Origin of the sequence: Mariprofundus sp. EBB-1, from assembly GCF_003665155.1 — a bacterium.
Lineage (GTDB): Bacteria > Pseudomonadota > Zetaproteobacteria > Mariprofundales > Mariprofundaceae > Mariprofundus.
In genome coordinates, this window is sequence record NZ_RCFQ01000039.1 from 1 (window position 1) to 23,169 (window position 23,169).

At 46.7% G+C, this 23,169-nt stretch carries 16 protein-coding genes and 1 pseudogene; 6 read left to right on the forward strand and 11 right to left on the reverse strand.

All coding sequences use genetic code 11. The features are described from left to right. The 5 genes from D8Y20_RS12360 to rpsT all read right to left on the reverse strand — a co-directional run. On the reverse strand, nt 1-96 hold a 96-nt coding region (locus D8Y20_RS12360), incomplete at its 3' end, for a sugar phosphate nucleotidyltransferase (RefSeq protein ID WP_255418425.1). 134 nt (nt 97-230) lie between these two features. After that, nucleotides 231-1,397, reverse strand: a complete 1,167-nt coding sequence (locus D8Y20_RS12365) for a nucleotide sugar dehydrogenase (protein ID WP_121544023.1) — start codon at nt 1,395-1,397, stop codon at nt 231-233. 172 nt (nt 1,398-1,569) lie between these two features. Beyond that, nucleotides 1,570-2,172 (reverse strand): transglycosylase SLT domain-containing protein, encoded by a 603-nt coding sequence (locus D8Y20_RS12370; protein ID WP_236075437.1) that lies wholly within the window; start codon nt 2,170-2,172, stop codon nt 1,570-1,572. 48 nt (nt 2,173-2,220) lie between these two features. Next, nucleotides 2,221-6,018: a DUF3683 domain-containing protein gene (locus D8Y20_RS12375; protein ID WP_121544036.1), complete on the reverse strand. Its 3,798-nt coding sequence runs from the start codon at nt 6,016-6,018 to the stop codon at nt 2,221-2,223. Between the two features lie 364 nt (nt 6,019-6,382). Continuing rightward, nucleotides 6,383-6,646: a 30S ribosomal protein S20 gene (gene rpsT, locus D8Y20_RS12380; protein WP_121544024.1), complete on the reverse strand. Its 264-nt coding sequence runs from the start codon at nt 6,644-6,646 to the stop codon at nt 6,383-6,385. A gap of 495 nt (nt 6,647-7,141) precedes the next feature. On the opposite strand from rpsT, the gene D8Y20_RS12385 reads away from it, so the two are divergent. Then, the gene (locus D8Y20_RS12385; protein ID WP_121544025.1) at nt 7,142-7,591 is read left to right on the forward strand and encodes a cyclic nucleotide-binding/CBS domain-containing protein; all 450 of its coding nucleotides are present in this window, start codon (nt 7,142-7,144) and stop codon (nt 7,589-7,591) included. Nucleotides 7,592-7,744: 153 nt separating this feature from the next. Here D8Y20_RS12385 and D8Y20_RS12390 read toward each other — a convergent pair whose 3' ends face one another. From D8Y20_RS12390 to D8Y20_RS12400, 3 genes are read right to left on the reverse strand one after another with little or no spacing between them, the layout of a single operon-like run. Beyond that, the gene (locus tag D8Y20_RS12390) at nt 7,745-8,002 is read right to left on the reverse strand and encodes a DUF4911 domain-containing protein (protein WP_121544026.1); all 258 of its coding nucleotides are present in this window, start codon (nt 8,000-8,002) and stop codon (nt 7,745-7,747) included. Then, a complete protein-coding gene (gene mltG / locus D8Y20_RS12395; protein ID WP_121544027.1) occupies nt 7,989-8,978 on the reverse strand; it encodes an endolytic transglycosylase MltG in 990 nt (329 codons plus the stop codon). The genes D8Y20_RS12390 and mltG overlap by 14 nt, the downstream gene beginning before the upstream one ends. Beyond that, on the reverse strand, nt 8,975-9,754 hold the full coding sequence (locus D8Y20_RS12400) for an aminotransferase class IV (RefSeq protein ID WP_121544028.1): 780 nt from the start codon (nt 9,752-9,754) through the stop codon (nt 8,975-8,977). The genes mltG and D8Y20_RS12400 overlap by 4 nt, the downstream gene beginning before the upstream one ends. Nucleotides 9,755-9,792: 38 nt before the next feature. Here D8Y20_RS12400 and ilvA point away from each other — a divergent pair, with 38 nt between their 5' ends. Beyond that, nucleotides 9,793-11,307, forward strand: a complete 1,515-nt coding sequence (ilvA, locus tag D8Y20_RS12405) for a threonine ammonia-lyase, biosynthetic (RefSeq protein ID WP_121544029.1) — start codon at nt 9,793-9,795, stop codon at nt 11,305-11,307. A 225-nt stretch (nt 11,308-11,532) separates the two neighbouring features. On the opposite strand, the pseudogene D8Y20_RS12410 reads toward ilvA, so the two are convergent. Continuing rightward, nucleotides 11,533-11,721: pseudogene (locus tag D8Y20_RS12410) on the reverse strand (Bor family protein); the annotation flags it as partial. Between the two features lie 92 nt (nt 11,722-11,813). Next, nucleotides 11,814-12,917: a class I SAM-dependent RNA methyltransferase gene (locus D8Y20_RS12415; RefSeq protein ID WP_121544030.1), complete on the reverse strand. Its 1,104-nt coding sequence runs from the start codon at nt 12,915-12,917 to the stop codon at nt 11,814-11,816. Between the two features lie 125 nt (nt 12,918-13,042). Between D8Y20_RS12415 and D8Y20_RS12420 the strand changes: the two genes are divergently transcribed. Next, complete coding sequence (locus D8Y20_RS12420; protein WP_121544031.1) at nt 13,043-14,443, forward strand: nitronate monooxygenase family protein; 1,401 nt, start codon at nt 13,043-13,045, stop codon at nt 14,441-14,443. Nucleotides 14,444-14,775: 332 nt separating this feature from the next. Here D8Y20_RS12420 and D8Y20_RS12425 read toward each other — a convergent pair whose 3' ends face one another. Then, nucleotides 14,776-16,200 (reverse strand): adenylate/guanylate cyclase domain-containing protein, encoded by a 1,425-nt coding sequence (locus D8Y20_RS12425; protein ID WP_236075438.1) that lies wholly within the window; start codon nt 16,198-16,200, stop codon nt 14,776-14,778. Nucleotides 16,201-16,435: 235 nt separating this feature from the next. On the opposite strand from D8Y20_RS12425, the gene D8Y20_RS12430 reads away from it, so the two are divergent. The 3 genes from D8Y20_RS12430 to D8Y20_RS12440 form a co-directional block, all read left to right on the forward strand. Next, a complete protein-coding gene (locus tag D8Y20_RS12430; RefSeq protein WP_121544032.1) occupies nt 16,436-17,287 on the forward strand; it encodes a motility protein A in 852 nt (283 codons plus the stop codon). Then, nucleotides 17,287-18,060: a flagellar motor protein MotB gene (locus D8Y20_RS12435; RefSeq protein WP_121544033.1), complete on the forward strand. Its 774-nt coding sequence runs from the start codon at nt 17,287-17,289 to the stop codon at nt 18,058-18,060. Before D8Y20_RS12430 ends, D8Y20_RS12435 begins: the two co-directional genes overlap by 1 nt. Before the next feature lie 195 nt (nt 18,061-18,255). Beyond that, the coding region (locus D8Y20_RS12440; protein WP_147434086.1) for an immunoglobulin-like domain-containing protein at nt 18,256-23,169 on the forward strand (4,914 nt) is incomplete at its 3' end.

A 23,169-nucleotide genomic window follows, 5' to 3' on the forward strand; every position in this document is an offset into this window, starting at 1 on the left:
CAATTTGTCATATGCGGGCATTAACTGTTTACTGACTGAAAGTGTTAACGGGTGCAACCTGGTGCCTGAGCCACCTGCAAGAACTATGCCCTTCATTCAAACCTCACATATAAAAATAGCCGCAATACAACGGCCATTACACTTTATCGATAATATTTCAGCGGCTTTTTATCCACGTCCCTGACCGGCAGTATAGACGATTTGTTTCATTTAACTAGAAACGAAATTGCTCAATCGTTTCCAAACAGATCACGACTATAAACTTTATACGCAACATCCTGAATATCATCAGTAATGCGATTCGCCACAATCACATCAGCTTCTTTTTTAAACTGAGCAAAGTCGGTTAGCACGCGGGAGTGAAAGAATTCTGCTTCTTTAAATGCAGGCTCATAAACAATCACTTCAACCCCTTTGGCTTTGATACGCTTCATGATTCCCTGAATACTAGAAGACCGGAAATTATCCGAACCACTTTTCATCACCAAACGATGAATACCAACCACTTTTGGATTTAACTTCACGATACTGCTCGCTATAAAATCTTTGCGCGTGGTATTCGATTCCACAATGGCCTGAATAATGTTTTGAGGCACATCACTATAATTCGCCAACAGCTGTTTCGTATCTTTAGGTAAGCAATAACCACCATAACCAAATGAAGGATTGTTGTAATGGTCTCCGATACGAGGGTCCTTACACACACCCTCTATAATTTGTTTGGAATTCAAACCATGTGTAGCAGCATAGGTATCAAGCTCATTAAAATATGCCACCCGCATAGCCAGGAAGGTATTGGAGAACAGCTTTATTGCTTCAGCTTCAGTAGAATCAGTGAGCAGTATCTCAATATGTTGTTTTATCGCCCCTTGATGAAGCAGTTCCGCAAAAACTTCAGCACGTTCAGAACGCTCTCCGACCACTATTCGTGACGGGTGCAAATTATCATAAAGTGATTTTCCCTCTCGCAAGAATTCAGGAGAGAACATAATATTTTCACATTGATAATGAGCACTAATTTTTTTCGTGTACCCCACAGGAACCGTCGATTTAATAATCATCACTGCCTGTGGATTAACACTCAACACATCTTCAATCACTGATTCAATCGATCGCGTATTAAAATGGTTCGTTACTGGGTCATAATCCGTAGGGGTCGCAATGATCACGAAATCAGCATCAGCGTATGCTTCATGCTTATCTAGCGTTGCTCTGAAATTGAGTGCTCTATTCTGCAAGTAATCTATAACATCATCATCTTCAATGGGTGAAATCTTGCGATTCAGCATTTCAACCTTTTCAGGTACGATGTCAATTGCCACTACTTCATTATTTTGAGCAAGCAAAATAGCATTAGAAATTCCAACATAACCTACACCAGCGATAGCAAGCTTCACAAAGGCCTCCTCAAGAGCACATCAATACATTTCAGACAATTTCACTAATCTGCACTATAGACGGCTTATTTCATTTAACTAGAGAACATATGAATGAACACTAAGATGATAACTCAAGTTTTGTGGGGTATAAGCTACACTTCAAGCCAACTACAAACACTTTCTCCCGCCATCACCAGAACCAACCACCATCATCCAGATCATCTTTACAGCGTTTAATTTGAGCCGCATATCGGGAGGCTCGGCGTTTCACCTTGTTAGCCACTTTGATAAGCCATGGCTTTTTGTTGAATGTTTTGCGTTTCCAACCACCATGACCTTCGTGATAAGCTAAATATTGATTGTAGGCATCCCACTTAGAGATACCAATCGTCTTGTGCGAATAATTACCGTACCAACCGATAAAGTCGGTGGCATCATCGAAATCATCACGGTCTGCGCCCCAGTTTCCGGTTGATTTTTTGTACCAATCCCAAGTGCCATCAAGCACTTGAGCATAACCATAAGCAGAACTTGTCTGCCCCCAGGGAATAAAACCAAACAGAGTATCATCCGGCGCTAACGCCTCGGAACGGAATCTGGATTCCTGATGGATAATGGCCAGCTGTACATGCACCGGCACCCCCCATTTTTTAAATGAATCATTGGCAGCTTCATACCAGCCATCTTTCTCCTGCAGCATGGAGCACGCATCATTGAGATTTTTCGGCGGGCCACTGGCACAAGCAACCAGCGATAGCAGACAGAGAGACAACAAAAAGCGTAAGACTTTCACTTAAGAGTGCCCTGCATCAACCACGCCCTCGTTTAGAAAATATACGCATTACATTAATATCCGCTCAATACCACCATTTTTAATTTTCTGCACAAACTGTTTCTGCCAATCTTCACCATGCAGGTTCTTGGCCAGTTCAACGACGATATAATCAGCATCAACTTCAGTATCCCCTTCCAGACGGGACAAACCTTGCAGACATGATGGGCATGAGGTCAGCACCTTCTGTTCGGCTTTTCCCGGCAGTTGCGCTTTGGCCTTTTCAATCTGTTCTTCCTTGCGCATACGGATTTTACCGGCGATAGCAGGGTGTGCTACAGCCAGTGTACCCGCTTCACCACAACACTCTTCTGTTTTCACAGAATCTGAACCCAACAGCGATTCAATAGCGGCATGAGAGCCATGCCGTTTCAATGGCGAATGACACGGTACATGGTACATATACTCCACACCGGCCACATTTTCTGTCTTCACGCCCTGCTCCATCAGATACTCATGAATATCAATCAATGGTGCGCCCGGGAACACCTGCTCAAGCTCATAACGGGTGAGCTGATCATAACATGTGCCACAGGAGACAATCACTGCTTCAAAATCAAGATATGACAGTGCGTTTTTAATGCGATGAAACAGCACCCGATTATCATAAGTGATTTCATCACCTTTCTTTTTATCTCCACCTGCGGTGGAAGGATAACCACAGCAAACATACGATGGGGGCAAGACCACATTCACACCCAAATCAAACAACATCGCCTGTGTCGCCAATCCAACTTGTGAGAATAGACGCTCAGAACCGCAACCCGGAAAATAGAATACTGCCCGACTATTAGACTTATTAGGATCACGCAACACCGGAATCATGTTTTTATCACGTGATTCAATACCCAGTGTCTGACGCGCCGTTCCAATCGGTAAGGATGGCAATGGGCGTTCGATGAAATTGATCATCTGTGCCTGCACACCGTCCAGATTACGACTGGCAGCAGGCTGTTTTTGCACGATACCGGTCAAACGACCAATCTTATTGAGCAGACGATGCCCTGCATAACCCCATCGAATCACAGTTTCACGCATAAAACGCACTGCATTCGGGTTTTGCAATACCAGAAACAGCATAGATAACCTGGCACCCGGATTAAAGCTCGTTTTACCCTTATTTTTAAGCAGCGCACGCATGCTTTCAGTCACTTCACCAAAATCAATATTCACAGGACATGGCGATTCACATTTATGACAAATAGTGCAGTGATCGGCGATATCTTCCAAACCATCGAACTGTTCAAAAGAGATACCGGAACCAGTCTGTGATTCGTACAACAGCGCCTCAATCATCGCGCCTGTGGCTTGAATCTTGTTGCGCGGACTATAGAGCATATTGGCACGCGGGAAATGGGTATTACACACCGGTTTACACTTACCACAACGCAGACATGGAGAGATCGCTTCAGACAACTCGGAGAGATCTGCCGCCTCCAGAATCATCGATTCCATTTCCAGCAACTTGAAGCTGGGTGTGTAACTCAGCTGTAAATCAGTATCCGGCATCAATTTGCCGCGATTGAACAGATGCTCCGGATCAACACGTTTAAGATATGCTGCCGACTCCTGCAGGATGGCAGGCTCCATATACTCCAGCTTGGTAATACCGATACCGTGCTCACCGGAGATCACGCCTCCCAGCTCAACAGCCTTGGCCATCACCTTTTCCACCACACGATGGGCTTTTTTCATCATGTTATAATCATTGGAGTTGACGGGAATATTGGTATGCACATTGCCATCGCCGGCATGCATATGTGTTGCCACAACGATTCGACTGGATAGAGCCGTTTTATGCGCTTTTTTAACCCCCTCAATCAAAGAGTCATGACCACGCAGCATATCACATATCGGCGTCTCCACCTCGTCCCGATAGGAGATACGCAGAGATGCCCGTTGAATCACCCGAAATAGATTTTCCGAGCGCTTATATTTCACATCCAACAAATAGGCAGAAACGTTCTTGGCCGGTTCATCCAAGCCTTTCAGCAAAGCACACCAACGGTCTCTTGTTTCTTCAAGCAACTGCTTACAATTATTGAGCTTATCACTCAAATAAGCATCATCATCTAGCGATAGACCTTGTACATCCAGACGGTTTCCACTGATACGCCCTCTGGCTTTATCCAAATAAGTATCAATAGCTTCAATCGCTTCTTTTTTATTAAGAATGGAGTTTTCAATATTCAGATGTTCTACATAATCATTGTATTCCGACAAGCGATCCAATGGGATCACCACATCTTCATTCAATTTGAATGCTCGGGTATGTTTAGCAATCGCTGCCATACGGCCACGATCACCCCAAAAACGCTTACGATCCGCAGCATTGCTCGCTACAAAGCCTTCACCATTACCGCGTGACGTGATATGACAAATATCAGCACATGCTTTTGCCACAGTAGCCTCATCATCACCAGACACATCAATCAATAACACGACACGGGGCACTTCACGACGCGTTGATTTGGAGATGTATTCAATCGCTTTTACATACTTCTCATCAAAATGTTCCAAACCTTCAAGGTGGGCACCCTCTATAGCATCTACATGATGTTTAATACCTACCATCGCTTTGGTAGCATCATCCAATACTTGACCAAAAAATTCACAACAGACCGTACGCGTCACGTCAAAGGCGCGATGTAGCACAAAGGTCGCTTCGACAATAAAACCGTCCGTACCCTCTTTTTGCACACCGGGCAATCCACCCATCGCTTTGCGCGTCACATCCTTACCCAGCCCCTCTTTACGGAACACCGAGCCTTCAATCGTCAAGACTTCATTACTGATTTCTGCACCAGAGACTGCATCCGTCTTAAGCAATGAAAAACGCACTTCCTGCTCATTATGGACTTTACCCATATTATGGTTGATGCGCGTTACAGTTAACCAGTTTCCATCGGGGGTAACCATCTTCCAGCTTAGCAGGTTATCCACACAGGTGCCCCAAATCACAGCGTGTTTACCACCAGCATTGGAAGCAACATTTCCACCAATAGTACAGGCCCAAAGACTGGTCGGGTCCGTAGCAAACACATGCGGCATCGAAGCTTCCATCACCTTGCCCGTCACTGCTCCGGCACCAGCCGTTATCGTTGCAACTTCACCCAGGTTACCTATATCGCATGGCTCAACAGCACCAATCGCATCAAGCTTTTCAACATTAATCATAACCGCATTATCAGATAGAGGGACCGAACCACCACATAAGCCTGTACCGCCGCCACGTGGAATAACCACCAGCTTCAACGCTGAGATAGCGCGAATAAGACCCGGCAGTTCGTCAGCCGAATCAGGCGTAACCACACAGAATGGCGCATGGTGGCGCCAATCGGTGGCATCGGTAGCATGATGCGTCAGCGTATATGCATCAAAATGGACATTATTGGCATGTGTATATTTGGCAAAGGCCTTACGCGTTTTTTTGCGCTTGGCAGGCTCAGCCTCAAACCATTGATAGAAATTTTCCAGCATGCGGCTGGTGCAAGCCGCCACCTTAAGTGCGCGCGGATTATCCGCAGCACCCGTTTCAATACGGGTAAGACGATCATGATGGCGGCGATGCATTACCTGTAATCTTTTTTTATTATCCAGCAGGTCATTGCGCAGGAAAATATTGCGTTCAACCATCCATAAATCACCAAGGATTTCAAATAGCATGCGGGCCGAACGGCCTGTGCGGCGTTGCGTACGCAACACATTGAGATCATCCCAGGCTGCCTCGCCCAAAAAACGAATAACGATCTCACGATCAGAATAGGATGTATAATTGTAAGGTATTTCGCGGATATTCTCAGGCAAAAAACTCTCCATGCTTGCTCAATGGTACCGTATGCAGTCGCAGCATAATAATTCTGCAAGATGAATGAAACCTTAATTGTACAACACGAAAAAAAACACCATGCAGCTATTCAGGTTAACACAGTAAGTCAATCGCATTAAGATATTCAAAAGCATTTACCGCAGAGGACGCAGAGTTCACCCCAAGGGGGGGGGGGGGGGTAAATCTGTGATGGGCAGGACGCCCGAATGCCGCAGGCGCATGGATGCGCAGGCGCGGCCGGTGAAATATGCTGAAATCACAATACAAAAGACATTAAAGCTCACAAAAAAAGCCCGCTGAACCAACGGTTCAACGGGCTTTGAAATTCAAACGATCAATCGATCAGGCGATAGCTTTCACTTTAGCATTCAAGCGTGAAACACTACGCGATGCAGTGCTTGCATGAAGCTGATTTTTGCGACCAGCGCGATCAAGCAATGATGTTGCCTGACGCAATGCAGTAGATGCTGTCTCTTTATCACCAGCCTCTACAGCGGTCAAAACTTTCTTAATTGCAGTACGCATAGCACCTTTCTGGGTACGATTCTGCAGACGTTTTTTCTGATCCTGACGAGCACGTTTGAGTGCTGATGCATGATTTGCCACGTTGTTAACTCCTTACAGCTTGTGCTGCGCCTTTAGTGAGGCGCGGAACCATACCGCGTCAACAAGAAGTGTCAACCAACTCTAATCCATCGCATTAAAACATTAAGAGCATTTACCGCAGAGTACGCAAAGTTTCGCAGAGTAACCCCTTATATTTTAATGCATTGGGAATCAACCTGTCTAAGCCTTACTATAACCATCTACTTTTACAAAGCTCCTCTTTGACTTACTTTGCGTCAAGGTGACAACGCTTGCGCAAGAGAAGTCACCCTGTGATGAACTCTGCGCCAAGGTGAATCGAGTTTGCGAGAGAAAAGATGCTCTGGGGTAACTTCGCGGCGAAAGTGCTGAACAATAATATAGTAAAACACAGTATATATTTCATGCGCTTCCCTACGTCCAATTACAAAGCATCTGCACAAGCGCATCTTTCCATGCTAAAGTACGCCTCCAATTCGGCCGCTTCATCCGCCGATTCAAGTTTCGGGAGGATTCATGAAAGTTTCAGAAGTAATGTCACATGGCAGCATCAACTGCAAAGCAGGCGACACCCTGCACGATGCCGCACAAAAAATGGTAATGCGTCGTTGCGGCTCTTTACCGGTAGTCGACAATGATGACGAAAGCACATTGATTGGTATCATCACTATTCGCGACACCATGTTGCCGCTTTATCCTAACTTTGGTGAATATATGCACGATGCCAAAACAGCGCGTGATTTTGAAGAAATGGAAGACAACTATAAGCGCGTCATGTGTATGAAGGTTAATGAAGTAATGACACCAAATCCGATGTCAGTTCCCTCAGATATGCCTGTCTTAAAAGCAGCATCCTTTATGGGCCTGAAAAACCTGCGCCGTCTGCCAGTAGTCGATGATGGTAAATTATGTGGCATGGTTAGTATTGGCGACATCAATCGTGGTATGTTTATTCAACACGGTTAACGCACCAAGCTCACGATAGAGGTTTAAATGATAACGCAAACACAGGCTCTGGAATCTTCCGGAGCCTGTGTCGTTTTAGGCTCATTACGCAATCAACGGTTCAAAAAGCGCTGATCTCTTACAGAATGCAGTAATCAGCCCCTTCTGAATCGATCAAAGAGCTCTCCTTACATCGTCCCAAACCCACTCATCCAGAATTTGGACTTGCAAGCTATCGGGCAGCTCATCCAACCAGTGATAGAGCACTTCTTTCTGCACGGCACTTGTCCACAATTGCAGTTTCTTTTTTTCAGGATCTAAACACCGCACGACAGCCAACCCATCTTCACCCAATAACAAGCCCTGAAAACGATTTTGTTGCCGGGCAGGCATCATGATTTCCACAATGAGCGTTTGCTCATGGATTCGCACGATTGTTTTTCCTCTCAATATTAACCCAGCGTTTAACATTAGTCTGATGATCGGCGAAGCTAGTGGCAAACTGGTGGCCGCCTGTACCGTCAGCCACAAAGAACAAATAATCAACGTCAGCGGGTGTAGCTGCTGCACGCAATGATGCAGCTCCGGGATTCCCGATTGGCGTAGGTGGTAAACCACGATTGGTATAGCTATTCCACGGTGTATTCGTCATTAAATCTTTTCTACGAATATTGCCTGAAAAAGAACCTGTCGTTTTCCAAATGCCATAAATCACCGTCGGATCCATCTGCAATGGCATCCCTTTTTTCAATCGATTGCGGATCACAGCAGCCACCAATGGACGCTCTTTTTCAATACGGGTCTCTTTTTCAACAATTGAGGCCATAATGCGTAATCGTTGTTGTTTATCTGCATCGCTGGAGAGTTCAGCTACAACCTTATTCTGCGCATCTATCATCGATATTAATATCTTCGTGATATTCAACGGTTTATTATATTGATATGTCTCAGGCAACAGACGCCCTTCTGACTGACCCGGCAGCAGCTTGTTCAACACAGCAAGCCAATCATTCAGATCTGTATTCGTCTTTTTTGCCAACAGTGTAATGACTTCATCCGTTCTCAAGCCTTCCGGTACGGTGACCTGAAAATGCATTACATCACCACGTTGCAAACGGTCAATCACTGTAGCCATAGTCGCTGGTTTTTCAAAACGATACAGACCGCTACTGAGATGATTCCCTACACCCTCAAGACGCACCAACAAGCGAAATAAATGCCGTGATGAAACAACATGTTGCTGCTCTAACAAACGTGCGATTTTTATCGTCGAGGCACCTTGCGGTATAGCGACTTCCACCGGCTTTAAAGGCGCATACGGTTCTGCCCATTGCTGATATATCCAACCTATCCCGGCCAGTATTATGAACACCGCTACTGCCAATAAACGCAGTAATATTATACTCATATTTGCACACCCTCTTCCTGACGCAAGGTTTCTCTCAACAATACAATCGCAGCATGCTCTGTGCGCATTGGGTATTGCCGTTGAATGCCGGCAACATCTGCTACAGGTTTAATAAACATGCCGCTATTACACACCACAGCAGCCTCACAGTCATCCAGCCACGATAGTGGGCATGATTTTTCATTCACTAATCCTTTACGGATAAAAAAATCACGCACTCTGCCTGCTAACACACCTAGCCCTGCTACCGGCGTATGCCACACACCATCTCTAAACAGCAATATGTTTGCAGTTGCTGCGGCCATTAACATGCCATGCTGTTCAAACAACAGGTGTACATCCTTCTCACCATGCAGAAGGCGAGATGTTTCAGCGTAATCCGCACTGCACTTGGCGTATTTCTCTTTCAATGGAAATGGCCAGTTTTTCAGTCTCAATCTAATCGGGGAGTGATCAGAGCAGTATCGTATCGATTGAATATATACTAGCGGCTCTACGGCCTTACTTAATAAGCCCCAACCCGCCTCGCCTGCAGTGACTGTCAAGCGCACCAGACTATCAACACCTGTTTTTTCAGCTTCAACAAGGCAAGCAATACGAATCTGTTCACTCTTTTCTTCTGAAAAGGATACACCAAACGCAAGCAGCCCCATCATCATGCGTTGCCAATGCCCCGCCCAATCAAATACAACGCCATCAATCACGCGAAAAGTTTCAAAACAGGACTCGGCATACGCCAGTCCTCTATCCATCTGATCAACCGAAACAATCTTCAATATCGAATCCTTTCTTCATTCGTGGTAGCAAGCCGCCCATGAGCGATTTATACCTTGAGGCTATCGAACAAGCACGCGTCTATGACGTAGCCATTGAAACACCGTTAGAGCTGGCACCAAAGTTGTCCGGCCGTCTGCATAATGAGGTGTTGTTTAAACGTGAAGATCTACAACCTGTCTTCTCCTTTAAACTGCGCGGAGCCTACAACAAAATAGCCCAGTTAAGCGACGATGAACGCGCTCGGGGTGTTATCTGTGCATCTGCTGGCAACCATGCTCAGGGCGTAGCACTCTCAGCCAACAAACTTGGTATTGATGCCACCATCGTGATGCCTAACACCACGCCAGAAATCAAAGTCAAGGCTGTCAAACGCCTGGGCGGCAATGTTATTTTGTCTGGCGACAGTTATTCTGATGCCAGTGCGTATGCGCTGGAGCTATGCGAGAAAAACGGCATGGTCTTTGTACATCCTTATGATGATCCACAGGTTATTGCTGGCCAGGGCACCATTGCTGAAGAGATGATGCGGCAGTATCCGGGTGACCTGAATGCCGTATTTGTACCCATCGGTGGCGGTGGCCTGATTGCAGGTATAGCGGTGTACCTCAAAGCCAATTCACCACATACAAAAATCATAGGTGTAGAACCTGTTGATTCAGCAGCCATGCATGATTCGATTAAAGCCGGAAAGCGCATCACGCTGGAACAGGTAGGTATTTTCGCCGATGGTGTAGCTGTAAAAACGGTGGGCGAACATACATTCAAAATGGTTCAGCAATATGTTGATGAGATCATACTTGTGGATACCGATGAAATCTGCGCTGCCATCAAAGACATTTACGAAGATAACCGCTCCATTGTTGAGCCGGCCGGAGCACTTGGGGTGGCGGCACTAAAAAAATATGTAAAACAGACTGGTGCCCGTGGTCAATTGCTTGCCGCCATTAATAGCGGTGCCAACATGAATTTTGATCGTATGCGTCATGTTGCTGAACGTACCGAAATGGGTGAAGGCAGAGAAACACTGTTTGCCGTCACCATTCCCGAACGACCCGGGTCTTTTCTTGATTTTTGCAGCATCATTGGTGACAGAAACATTACCGAATTCAATTATCGCATGTCTTCACGCAACGAAGCACATGTGTTTGCAGGCATCAGCATCACTGATAATGATGAAGCGCTGGCTCTGGAAGCAGCCATGAAAGTGGCCGGACTACCAACACTGAATCTGCACGATAACGAGCTGGCCAAACTGCACATCAGGCATTTGGTTGGCGGCCGCACTGATCTCGTGGAAAACGAAGTATTATACCGCTTTGAATTTCCTGAACGCCCGGGAGCTTTGCTGGAATTCCTGAACAGAGCAGCCGCCCGTTGGAATATTTCACTGTTTCATTACCGCAATCACGCTGCGGCCTTTGGACGTGTTCTAGCCGGCTTTGAAGTTCCACCTGAAGAGCGTTCAGAATTTGAAGCTTATCTTGAAGCACTCGCATACCCCCATGTAGAAGAGACAAACAATCCAGCCTATGTTTTATTCCTAAAAAAATAGGGCCCCAATAAAAAGGGCCCTGGGAGTCTGTCGGACTTATGAGAAATCTACTGCGCGGCAGGGATTACGGCCCAAAACATCCTGATTTATCGTTGCATAGTTACCACTATGCGCCTGAAAATCATGCTGTTTTTGACTCGTTTCCCCACCTTCTCGCTACGATCCCCCTAAGTCCGACAGACTCCTAGATCAACGGAATAAACATGGCTCCATGAAAAGCTAAGCTTATTTACTGCAATAAACGCGTGCATCCCTTGGTGTATAAATACCAGCAGTTAGTATTCCAAGCACAATATTCATGGCAGATTGCTGTGCTTCAACCTTTGCAACTTTATCAGCACCACCACATATTTGAGCTGCATCCATTTCTTTAGACTGGCCTAAACCACTAATAAAGAATGTCTGCATCTCTTCTTTAGCCAAAGAACCAGATCCATTAATTCTAAAATACTACCGACAGCTAAAATCAGCCATTCGAAGAATGAAATGCATGACTTCAATAATTATTACACCGACAACACATTGAGCCATTTTCCGCCGTGTTTGATTTTCAAACGTTTTTTCACAGGCAGACCCAGTGCTTTTTCACAATCCTGATCCGGCACCATCACAGCCATCTTCCAACCGGGGAAATGCTGTTTAAATTGTTTACCCAGCTGACGATACAATAATGCCACATTGCCCTTCACCCGATCACCATAAGGTGGATTACAAACGATCAAACCAGGCTCTTCCACACCTTCGGGCACAGTGAGTTGACGAGCGTCGAGTTGTGCAAACACTATATGATCAAACACACCTGCAAGCGTGGCATTTTCACGTGCTTGATCGAGCACTCCTGCCGCTAAATCGGATGCGAAAATTTGTGGTCTGGCATCCGAATGCATCGATTCAGCTTTCTGCAGCGCTCGCTGCCAGCGCTTCTGTTTCAAATTTGGCCAGCGAACAAACGGAAATTCATGTTGCAGGCCTGACGCTTTCTTGCCGGCAATTAGAGCTGCTTCAATGGCAAACGTGCCTGAACCACACATGGGCGCAATCAATGGCTCGTCAGGTGTCCACTGCATCCAACGCAAGATAGATGCAGCGATCGTTTCACGTACTGGAGCTAAGCCCGAGAATTTACGATAACCACGTCGATCAAGGCGTTCACCCGATGTATCGATACTTACCGTGCATATATTATCGTCTATTCGCAGCATCACTTGCTGCACTATTTCTCCAGACGCATTCACCCGCACATTGTCCGAAGCGGTAATGCCATCCAACACAGCCTGCTCGGCACGACCAGAATGCAATAGTTTAGAACGATGACAGCTGGCTTTGACATCGACGCTGACACCCTCACCAAGATAATGTTGCCAGCCTATTTTTCTGACCTGATGATAAAGCTCAGGAAAGGTCAGAGCCTTGGAACTCGACAAGCGAAGCAATACACGGGTAATACAACGACTGCGCAAATTGATGCGAAACAGACCATCCATACTGGTGGTAAATGCGATACCACCATCACCCATCACCACATCATGTGCAGCCAATTCATGCAATTCATCTGCCGCCAGACCTTCAAGACCCGGCACTACTACAGCGTAACAATTCAAATTTCTCATGTGCGGAGACTACACCGCCAACCATCAGCTTTGCCACTGGCAGACGTATTTGATAGATTCTCCAAATCATAAGCAGGATAATAACCCCCTCTCTCATAAACCTAGGGAACTAAGGAATAGTATTCATGTCATTTGAACTTCAACCCATGATGATTTCAGGAAAAGAAGTATTACCGTTAATAGAAGGCGGCAAAGGTGTCGCAGTCTCTACCGGTGAAAGCTCAGGGGCATGGGCTGCTGCTGGTGGCATCGGTACCTTTTCAGCAGTAAATGCTGATAATACCGATGAAAATGGTGACATTATCCGCACTGTTTATAAAGGCCGCAGCCGCAAAGAGCGCTTTGAAGAGCTGGTCCAACAAGGCATCGATGGTGGCATTAAACAAGCCAGAATCGCCCATGAAATATCTGGCGGTGAAGGCCGCTTGCACATGAATGTATTGTGGGAAATGGGTGGTGCCGAGCGTGTACTCGAAGGGGTCATGGAAGGTGCAAAAGGCATGATTCATGGCATCACTTGCGGCGCAGGCATGCCATTTAAACTGGCGACACTGGCTGCCAAACACAATGTGCACTACTACCCAATCATATCCTCTGCACGCGCATTTAGAGCTCTCTGGTTGCGCTCATATCGCAAACAACCTGAACTACTGGGTGGTGTTGTTTATGAAGACCCATGGTTAGCCGGAGGACACAACGGCCTGTCCAACTCAGAAAGTCCAAACGTGCCGGAAGATCCATACCCGCGCGTGGCTGCTTTACGCAAAACCATGAATGACTTTGGCCTGCAGAATACCCCTATCATAATGGCTGGTGGTGTCTGGTTTTTACGTGAATGGTCAAACTGGTTGAATAATCCTGAAATCGGCCCTATCACCTTCCAATTCGGTACACGCCCACTACTCACGCAAGAGAGCCAAATATCTGATCTGTGGAAAAAGCGACTACTCACATTGAAAGAGGGTGACATCAGTCTAAACCGCTTTTCACCTACAGGTTTCTATTCATCTGCCGTCTATAATTCATTTCTGCATGAGCTGTATGAACGCTCAGATCGGGAAACAGCTTTTGTAGATCACCCGGCTGGTGATCATTCAGAACTATTTACATTTGGTGTACGCAATAAAAAAGTGTACCTGACGAAGAGCGACCTCAAACGTGCCAATGCATTCATAGCCGAAGGATTTAACAAACCCTTACAAAGCCCCGACTCCACATTGATTTTTGTCTCACCGGATAAAGCCAAGGAAATTCGTCAGGATCAACTTGACTGCATGGGTTGCCTCTCCATGTGTAAGTTCAGTAACTGGGCTGCCAACGAACAGGGCACGACCGGCCATAAAGCCGACCCTCGCAGCTTCTGCATTCAGAAAACCTTACAAGATATTGGGCATGGGGATGACCCGGACAATAATCTGATGTTTGCCGGCCATGCCGCCTATCGATTTGCAGACGATCCGTTTTATGCCAATGGTTTTATTCCAACCACGAAAGAGTTGATTGATCGTATCTGTACCGGTGACTGATTACAGCAACGGCTAAAGGCATTCACCGCAGAGGAAGCAGAGTTCACCCCAGGGTGCTTTCTCTTGCGCGAGCGCTGTCACCTTGACGCAAAGTAAAGACAAAAACAGATGCAATCCGCATATCCTACGCCCCGGTTAGGTTATGTTACTCTAATCATTGTGCCGGTTTCTCTGTGACAAGGAGACAACGCTTGCGTAAGAGGTTCACCTTGGGGGAACGCTGTGACGTGCAGGATGCACAAATGCCGCAGGCGCATGGATGCGCAGGCGCGGCCGGTGAAATATGCTGAATAATAACAGTAAACACATGGCGTTATAATGCGATTGCCCTATCACCAGCCTTCATCTTCATAAATTTCTTCAGGTTCAGAACGTTTCAACGCTTTATCCACAACCTCATCGATTTCCTGACTCACATAGGCTTCACCCGCCAAGATACGAATACAACGTACAGCGGTTCCATCAGATAGATTCTGCTTACCCAAATCCTTTTGTTTAAAACCATGCCCCAGAGATAACATCGTTCCATATTGCGCGACAACGGATGGAGAATCTTCCGATAAGCCCTGAAGATTTGATAGTTGAGACAATTGCTGTGCCAAAGCCACAGGTGTACCAACAATGGTAAACTCTTTTCTACGCCCCACACCAAGGTGCCCTACAATCACTTCTCCAATAGCCAAGGCAACTGTAAACAACATCTTGTTGGCATCAGCCTGGCTCTGATTCAAGCGCATATTCGCTTCAATGAGTGCCAAGCCAGCTTTGGCAGCTTGATTCTCATGTGACTTCAAATCAAAGGGGTGATTAAATACTGCAATCAGGCGGTCTCCAACAATCTGATCTACGTGTCCACCGAATGCCTGCACAATCTGCTGAAATAGAGCAAACACACGATTCAAATCAGACATCAAATGTTGATGATTACATGCTTTGATATAATCATCGAAATTATGCATCTCAAGTGCCAATACAGTAACATTGCGCTCTACATAACTTTCATGCCGTGTGTTCCTGTCATATTCATCAGCCACCAGATTCGGACGTTGATAATGCCCATACAAATCAAAGACCTTCTCTCTATGCTCAAGACTGGAGACCATTTTATTAAACTGATGAAACGACTTACCAAATTCATTAGAAGAATAGACTGGAATCTGCACCGAAAAGTCACCGCTACCCACACGCTTGGATGCCATTGCCAAAAATCTCAATTGATTGACTACACGTCCACTCATACCGTACACCAATAAGGATGCTAACAATGCAATAATGGCTGCAACAATAGTTAAATTCAGCTTAATCTGCAGATCACTTTGGCGCCACGATTCACCCGGAAAAAAGACTGCAATGGTACCAAGATGGGTTGCATTATACTGCACTCCAATGGCATACCATTTATCCAGTCCTTTAATTTGCATCGCTTCACCAGTCAAAGCGGACAACGCTTCAACTTCTTGAGGAACAATACGCTCGCCAAATTTTTCTGTTGTACCATTTGCCCAGCGTAAAAAAACTGACGCTCCTGAAGTTTGTTGCATAAACATCTTAATCAAATTATCCACTTCAGGATTTGATACAGCCACCATAGGCATCTTTAATTCATCGGATAGGAGTGAAATTAATAACTTAGCCTGTTGATCTTCACTCTCATGCCATGCTTTCTTTTCAATATGCGAGATGCTGACCATCATCACTACAGCGACTATCGCAACCAAAAAAATAGTCAGTAAACTCCAGAGCATACGCAATGACATTCTAATCCCCCTTTCTCATCCGATTTAAAGTGCAGTATCAATAACCAGTTACGCCAAAACATGAATGACCTGAATAACTTACATGATATAGCATATTGTCTGCCAACATCGCTAAAAGCGTCAACGTATTGTACCCCCGGGGCTCAGATGTTGGCCGCAAAATTGCTACTTATTCTTATCGATATGATATTTATCTCGTATCGACAAAATTGTAACACATGCTCAGGAGACCAGGATGGATCTATCTACTATTGCAGGCATTATGGCTGGCTTGGGCCTTATTGTTGTATCAATCTTTCTTTCCGCCGTTGAACCCGGTGTATATATTAACCTGCCCGGCCTACTCATTGTGATTGGCGGCACGCTAGCAGCCACACTTGTCAGTTTTCCAACTGGAGAGTTAGCGAAAGTATGGCGTGTCGTGGGTTATGTGTTTCGCAACAATGAATATTCAATCCAGGATGATATTACCGAAATAGCCCATGCCGCCCGATTGCGCCGCCATGGTGATTTGGCGCGTATTGAAGATCAACTTGAACGCATTGCCAATCCATTTTTGAAAACGTCCATTCAATTGGTCATTGATAACACACCACCTGATGAAATCGTCAATATTTTGCAATGGCGCATTAAGCGTTTACGTGAACAAGAACGCGCTGAAGCACATGTTTTTCACACCATGAGTGTCTATGCACCTGCCTTTGGCATGTTCGGAACCCTCGTTGGCATGGTCAATATGCTCTATGGCATGGGTGGCCCTGATCTGCTCAATGTTGGCCATAATATGGCTGTAGCACTCATGACTACATTATATGGCTTAGTACTTTCCAACCTTATTTTCAAACCCATTGCCATTAAAATAGAACGCCGCACTGAAAAACGCGCCATGATTATGCGTATGATTGTTGAAGGTACTATTCTATTGGCTGGTAACCGAAGCCCGGTATTCATTCGTGAGACGCTTAAATCATTTTCCGCTCAGCATGATGATGAACTGCGCGGCGCGAACAGTTCATTCAACGATGAACTCCAACCCACAGCGAAAAAAACCACTAAAAGGCAACGCGATCTGGATGAAGATTTCTAATGAGCTCATCAAGCAATAATAACGCATCTGCATCCAGCAAGAGCAGCATGGAGAGTATTCGCAGTCATATTCTGGCTGACCCTGATAGCGAATCACACGAAGAAGGCCACAGCTCCCTATCAGTCACCCAAGATGGCTGGATGGTAGCCTATCTGGATCTGATGACCCTATTGTTGGCACTATTTATTATTATGGGTGCCATTAGCCATTCTAAAGCCGGCGTAAAAATGCAAGCCCCCTCTTCCCCACAAAAAACAGCCGCAGAAGGTGCACCGGTATCAGACAATGCCACTGTACAGCGCCAGGGTCAGAAAAAAGGCATGGAAGACAATGTACAGCGCATTTTAGGTAGCAACTCACTTGGTGGGGTCATGGACTATAAACTCTCGCCCGGACAGGTACGTTTGCAAATGCATGCCAATATGCTGTTTAATGCCGCCGATACCGAATTGAATAAAAACTCCAGGCTCATGCTGAAAAATATCGCCAAGGTACTGGGTAATTATCGCGGTAAAATTGAAGTTGCAGGACACACGGATGATATCCCGTTAACAAGGGGGCGCTTTAAATCTAACTGGGAACTCTCCAGCGCCCGCGCCGCGACCGTGGTAGAGGCACTGATCAATCTCGGCATTGCCCAGAACAGACTGCATGCAACAGGTTTCGCCGACACGATGCCATTGGCATCGAATGCAACGGCTGAAGGTCGCGCAAAAAATCGCAGAGTAGAATTCATTATCGAAATGGGTCCGGAGTTTCTTTACGAGCGATAACCCTTCGCGCATCTGAACACTTCGCAATTTTCGCCAACCATCAAACACCTTCGCTTACGCTACTAATTACATACCAACATGATATTTCCACGCCTATTTAGAATAGCTAGTGACATTGACTAACATTTAATTATTCATAATAGTGTGCCGATTATTTTTAACGGAGACAAGTTAAATCATGATGGGGCCTTCTTTTTGAAACGATTGAATTTGCAAACGATTAACCATGGGATGATGTTGCGTATGGCTGCGCTCATATTTTTGTTTGCGCTACAGTTTAGCTTTGCACATCAGGCAAATGCTGGAATAGCAGCAACCATCAATAACACTGTAATCAATCCGTCTGGCGTTGCTTTTGACGGTGCTGGTAACACGTATGCCTCCGATACATTTCATCACCAAATCGTAAAAATTGATGCCAGTAATGTACCCACAGTGATTGCTGGAACAGGCGTAGCAGGCTTCGCTGGCGATGGTGGTTCGGCTAAGGCAGCTCTACTGAATACGCCACTCGGAATCTCTGTGGATACTGCTGGCAACCTATATATCGCTGATTCGCTCAACCACCGTATTAGAAAAATTAATCTGCTGAGCAATATCATAACGACAGTGGCAGGTAGTGCTTCTATTGGTGTACCCACACTGGCTAGTGGTGACCATGGCTTGGCTGCTGCGGCGGCCTTAAACACACCCAACGACGTTGAAGTGGATGCTCTCGGAAACATCTTTATTGCCGACACTCTTGATCACCGCGTACGCAAAGTCGATGCAATTAGCAGCATTATCACAACAGTTGCCGGCGATGGCATACAGGGTTTTTTCGGCGACAATGGCAGCGCTCAGCTTGCGCAGCTGAATGCTCCTAAAGGTGTGGCTGTCGGCAATGCGGGTGAGATTTATATTTCCGACACGTTGAATAATCGTATTCGGAAGGTCTCGAATGGCCTGATTATTACACTTGCAGGTACTGGCGTAGCGGGCTTCTGGGGTGATGGTGGCGATGCATCGCTGGCACAACTCAATGACCCTGATGGTATTGATGTAGACAGCAACGGACGCATCTATTTTGCAGATGGCACCAATCACCGCATTCGCATGATCGATATTAACGATGTAATCCTTACTGTCATGGGGACCGGCATTGCCGGGTGGACCGGTGATGCCGGTGCAGCAGCACTGGCACAGGTTAACTTTCCTCAGGACGTTGCTGTAAATGCAAGCTTTGCATTGGCTATTGCGGACAAACTCAACAACAAAATCAGAACTGTTTCCGGAGGTGATCAGGACTGGGATGGCGTAGCTGATATATCGGATGCTTTTCCTACAGACCCTGCCGCCAACCTGGACAGTGACGCTGATGGCGCTCCCGACTTCTGGTCCACAATCGCCTCTTTAATGCAGATTGGAGCATCCTCTCTGCAGCTCGATCAGTTTCCGGCCGACCCGGCACAGGCAACTATTGCTCAGCCTACGCCATTCGGTGTAAACCTTTCTGGTGCAGAGTTTGCTCCAACCACGCTGCCTGGCGTGCATGGTGTCGACTACGTCTATCCGGATGCAGCAGAGTTCGATTATTACAGAAGAAAAGGATTCACCTATATTCGCCTGCCAGTACTGTGGGAGCGCTTGCAACCGCTCGCGCTGCAACCATTGAATGCAACAGAAGTGGCCTTGCTGGATACGGTAATTGCTCTGGCAAGCGCTCGCAAAATGAAAGTGATTATTGATCTGCATAACTACGGGAAACATTCTGCTGTACTGGCACCAGCGGCTACGCTGGCCGATTTCTGGAGCCGAATTGCAACGCGTTACGCTGCGAATACTGGCGTGTTCGGCTATGATTTAATGAATGAGCCAAACGCTACTGGCGGCACATGGCCGGCAATGGCACAAGCAGCCGTCAATGCAATCCGAGTGGTAGATACAACCCATGCCATCATTGTGGAGGGTGACAACTGGAGCACGGCTATTGAATGGGCCAACTTTAACACAAACCTGACCATTACTGATCCGAACAATAATTTGATTTATGAGGCACATCAGTATTTTGATGCAGACTCTTCGGGTAAGTATTTTGGTATTAATGGCAACAAATATCTCCAGACCTACCAGAGTGCGCATGGCACACGCAGCTATCAGGATGTCATTGCCGAACGTCTCTACACGTTTGTCGGTTGGGTCAAACGTAATAATTACCGTGGTTACATCGGTGAGTTTGGTGTGCCTGCCGGAGCCGGTGTAGATACAGCCTGGACCAATTTACTTTCACCACTTCATAATTATCTAACGGCTCAGGGTATTGGTTGGACCTATTGGGCCAGTGGTTTATGGTGGGGTATAGATGCGATGTCTATTGACCCTGTAGATCCAATACTAGGGCCGGATAGTCCCCAGATGCAGCAACTACTGCCACTGATGGATAGTGATAATGACGGGGTTAAAAACAATGTTGACGGCTTTGCCAGTGATTTCGAGGCATACCTTGATAGCGATAGCGATGGCTATCCCGACAGCTGGAACCCGCTAGCAACAGCCGGACAAATTAGCACCTCACTACTGGCTCTGGATATTTTCCCTGCCGATCCGCTTGAATGGGCGGATGCCGATGGCGATGGTGTCGGTGATAATAGCGATGCTTTTGTGAACGATCCGGCAGCATCCCTTGATAATGATAGAGATGGACATCCGGGCAGCTGGAATGCGAATGCGACAGCGCAACAGATTGCAAATTCGCTACTGACTCTGGATATTTTCCCTGCCAATTCGCGTGAGTGGGCAGACAGTGATGGCGATGGTGTGGGTGATAATAGCGATGCCTTCCCGAACAATCCGAATGAATGGCTTGATACCGATGGAGATGGTATTGGTGATAATGGCGATGCCTTCCCGACAGATCCTGCCGCCTCCCAGGATACCGATGGCGACGGGTTTCCTGATAGCTGGAATATCAATGTAAGCCCACAGCAGATTACAGCATCTGTTCTAATATTGGATGCGTATCCAACCGATCCACTCAAAACAGTGGATATCACTGCTCCGGTGATTTCGCTTATCGCTGGCAATCTGAATGTAACGCAGGGCAGCCTGTTTACCGACCCCGGTGCATCTGCATCAGATGATCTGGATGGTAATATCACAGCCAATATCGTGGTGACCGGTGGGCCTGTGAATACAAACGCTGCTATCGGCAGAGTATTCACACTGAACTACAATGTCTCCGATGCAGCCGCTAACCCGGCCCTTCAGCAGTCGAGAACAGTCACGATTATTGATGGTACGCCGCCAGCTATCACCCTGCTTGGCGGCAATATGTCGGTGCTCCAGAATGGCACGTTTACCGATCCGGGTGCTACTGCCAGTGATAATGTGGATGGTAATATCACCGCCAATATTGTTGTTAGCGGCGGACCGGTGATTACAGCCGCTGCTATCGGCACGGTATTCACGCTGAACTACAATGTATCCGATGCGGCTGGTAACGCGGCAGTTCAGCAGAGCAGAACGGTCACTATTATCAATGCTACAGCGCCTGTGATTACGCTGACCGGAGGTAATATGCGTATCGCTCAAGGTGGTACGTTCATCGATCCGGGCTATGCTGCTGCTGATAATGCGGCAACAAACATCACTGCCAGTGTGCTGGTAACCGGCGGCCCGGTGAATACAAACGCTAAAATCGGCACAGTATTCACACTGACCTACAATGTAACAGATGCAAACGGACTGGTGGCTTCACCACAAACGAGAACGGTCACAATTACCGATTCTACACCGCCAGTCACCACCCTGATCGGTGGAAATATGTCGGTGATTCAGGGTGGTGTTTTTACCGATCCGGGTGCGACTGCCAACGATAATCTGGATGGCAATATTTCAGGCAATATAGTGGTTACCGGTGGCCCGGTGAACACAGCCGCTGCCGTTGGCACCATATTCACCCTGAAATACAATGTGTCGGATGCCGCTGGTAATGTGGCGATTCAGAAATCGAGAACCGTGACGATTACAGATGGCGCGGTGCCTGTCATTACGCTGGTTGGTGGCAATTTAAACTTGCCAGTTGGTAGCCTATTCGTTGAACCTGGTTATTCCGCAGCCGATAACGTAGATGGCAATATCTCAGCCAAGGTTGTCATCACCGGTGGACCGGTAAGTACTGCGGTTGCTGCAACGGTATTCACCTTGAACTACAATGTGTCGGATGCCGCAGGAAATATAGCTGTACAGAAAACACGTACTGTCACAATCATTGATAACACGCCTCCTGTCATTACCCTTATCGGGGGCAATATGTCGGTGGTACAGAAAGGTACGTTCACCGATCCCGGTTATTCAGCGATTGACAATGTAGATGGCAATATCACTGGCAGCGTGATCACGACTGGTGGCCCTGTTTCAACGGCAGCGGCTATCGGCACACTGTTTACGCTCAACTACAATGTCAGTGACGTAGCAGGTAACGCTGCAGTTCAGAAAACCAGAACCGTAACCATTACTGATGGCACCGCACCGGTAATTAGCCTGCTTGGTGGCAATATTACTGTGCCGCAGGGTGGTACGTTTGTAGAACCCGGTTTCACTGCGATTGATAATTTCGATGGCAACATCACAGTCAACGTTGCTCGATCGGGTCAGGCTATAAATACAGCTGCTGCAATCGGTTCGATATTCACACTCTACTACAACGTAAGCGATGTCGCCGGAAATGCGGCAGTTCAGCAGATAAGAACTGTGACGATTACCGATAGTACACCACCTGTCATTACCCTGACCGGTGGCAATATAACCATACCTCAGGGCACCACATTTACTGAACCGGGCTATAGCGCGACAGACAATATCGATGGAAATATGACGTTGAATGTTGTGGTGACTGGAGGACCGGTAAATAGTGCTGCTGCGGTCGGCACGCTATTCACGCTCAATTACAATATTTCTGATGTCGCCGGTAATGCTGCGGTACAACAGACAAGAACCGTGACGATTACCGATAGCACTCCTCCAATCATTTCGCTGCTTGGCATCACGCCAGTATCAGTGGCGCTGGGTTCAGTCTATACCGATGCAGGTTCTACAGTTACGGACAATATTGATATTGGCTTAACTGCA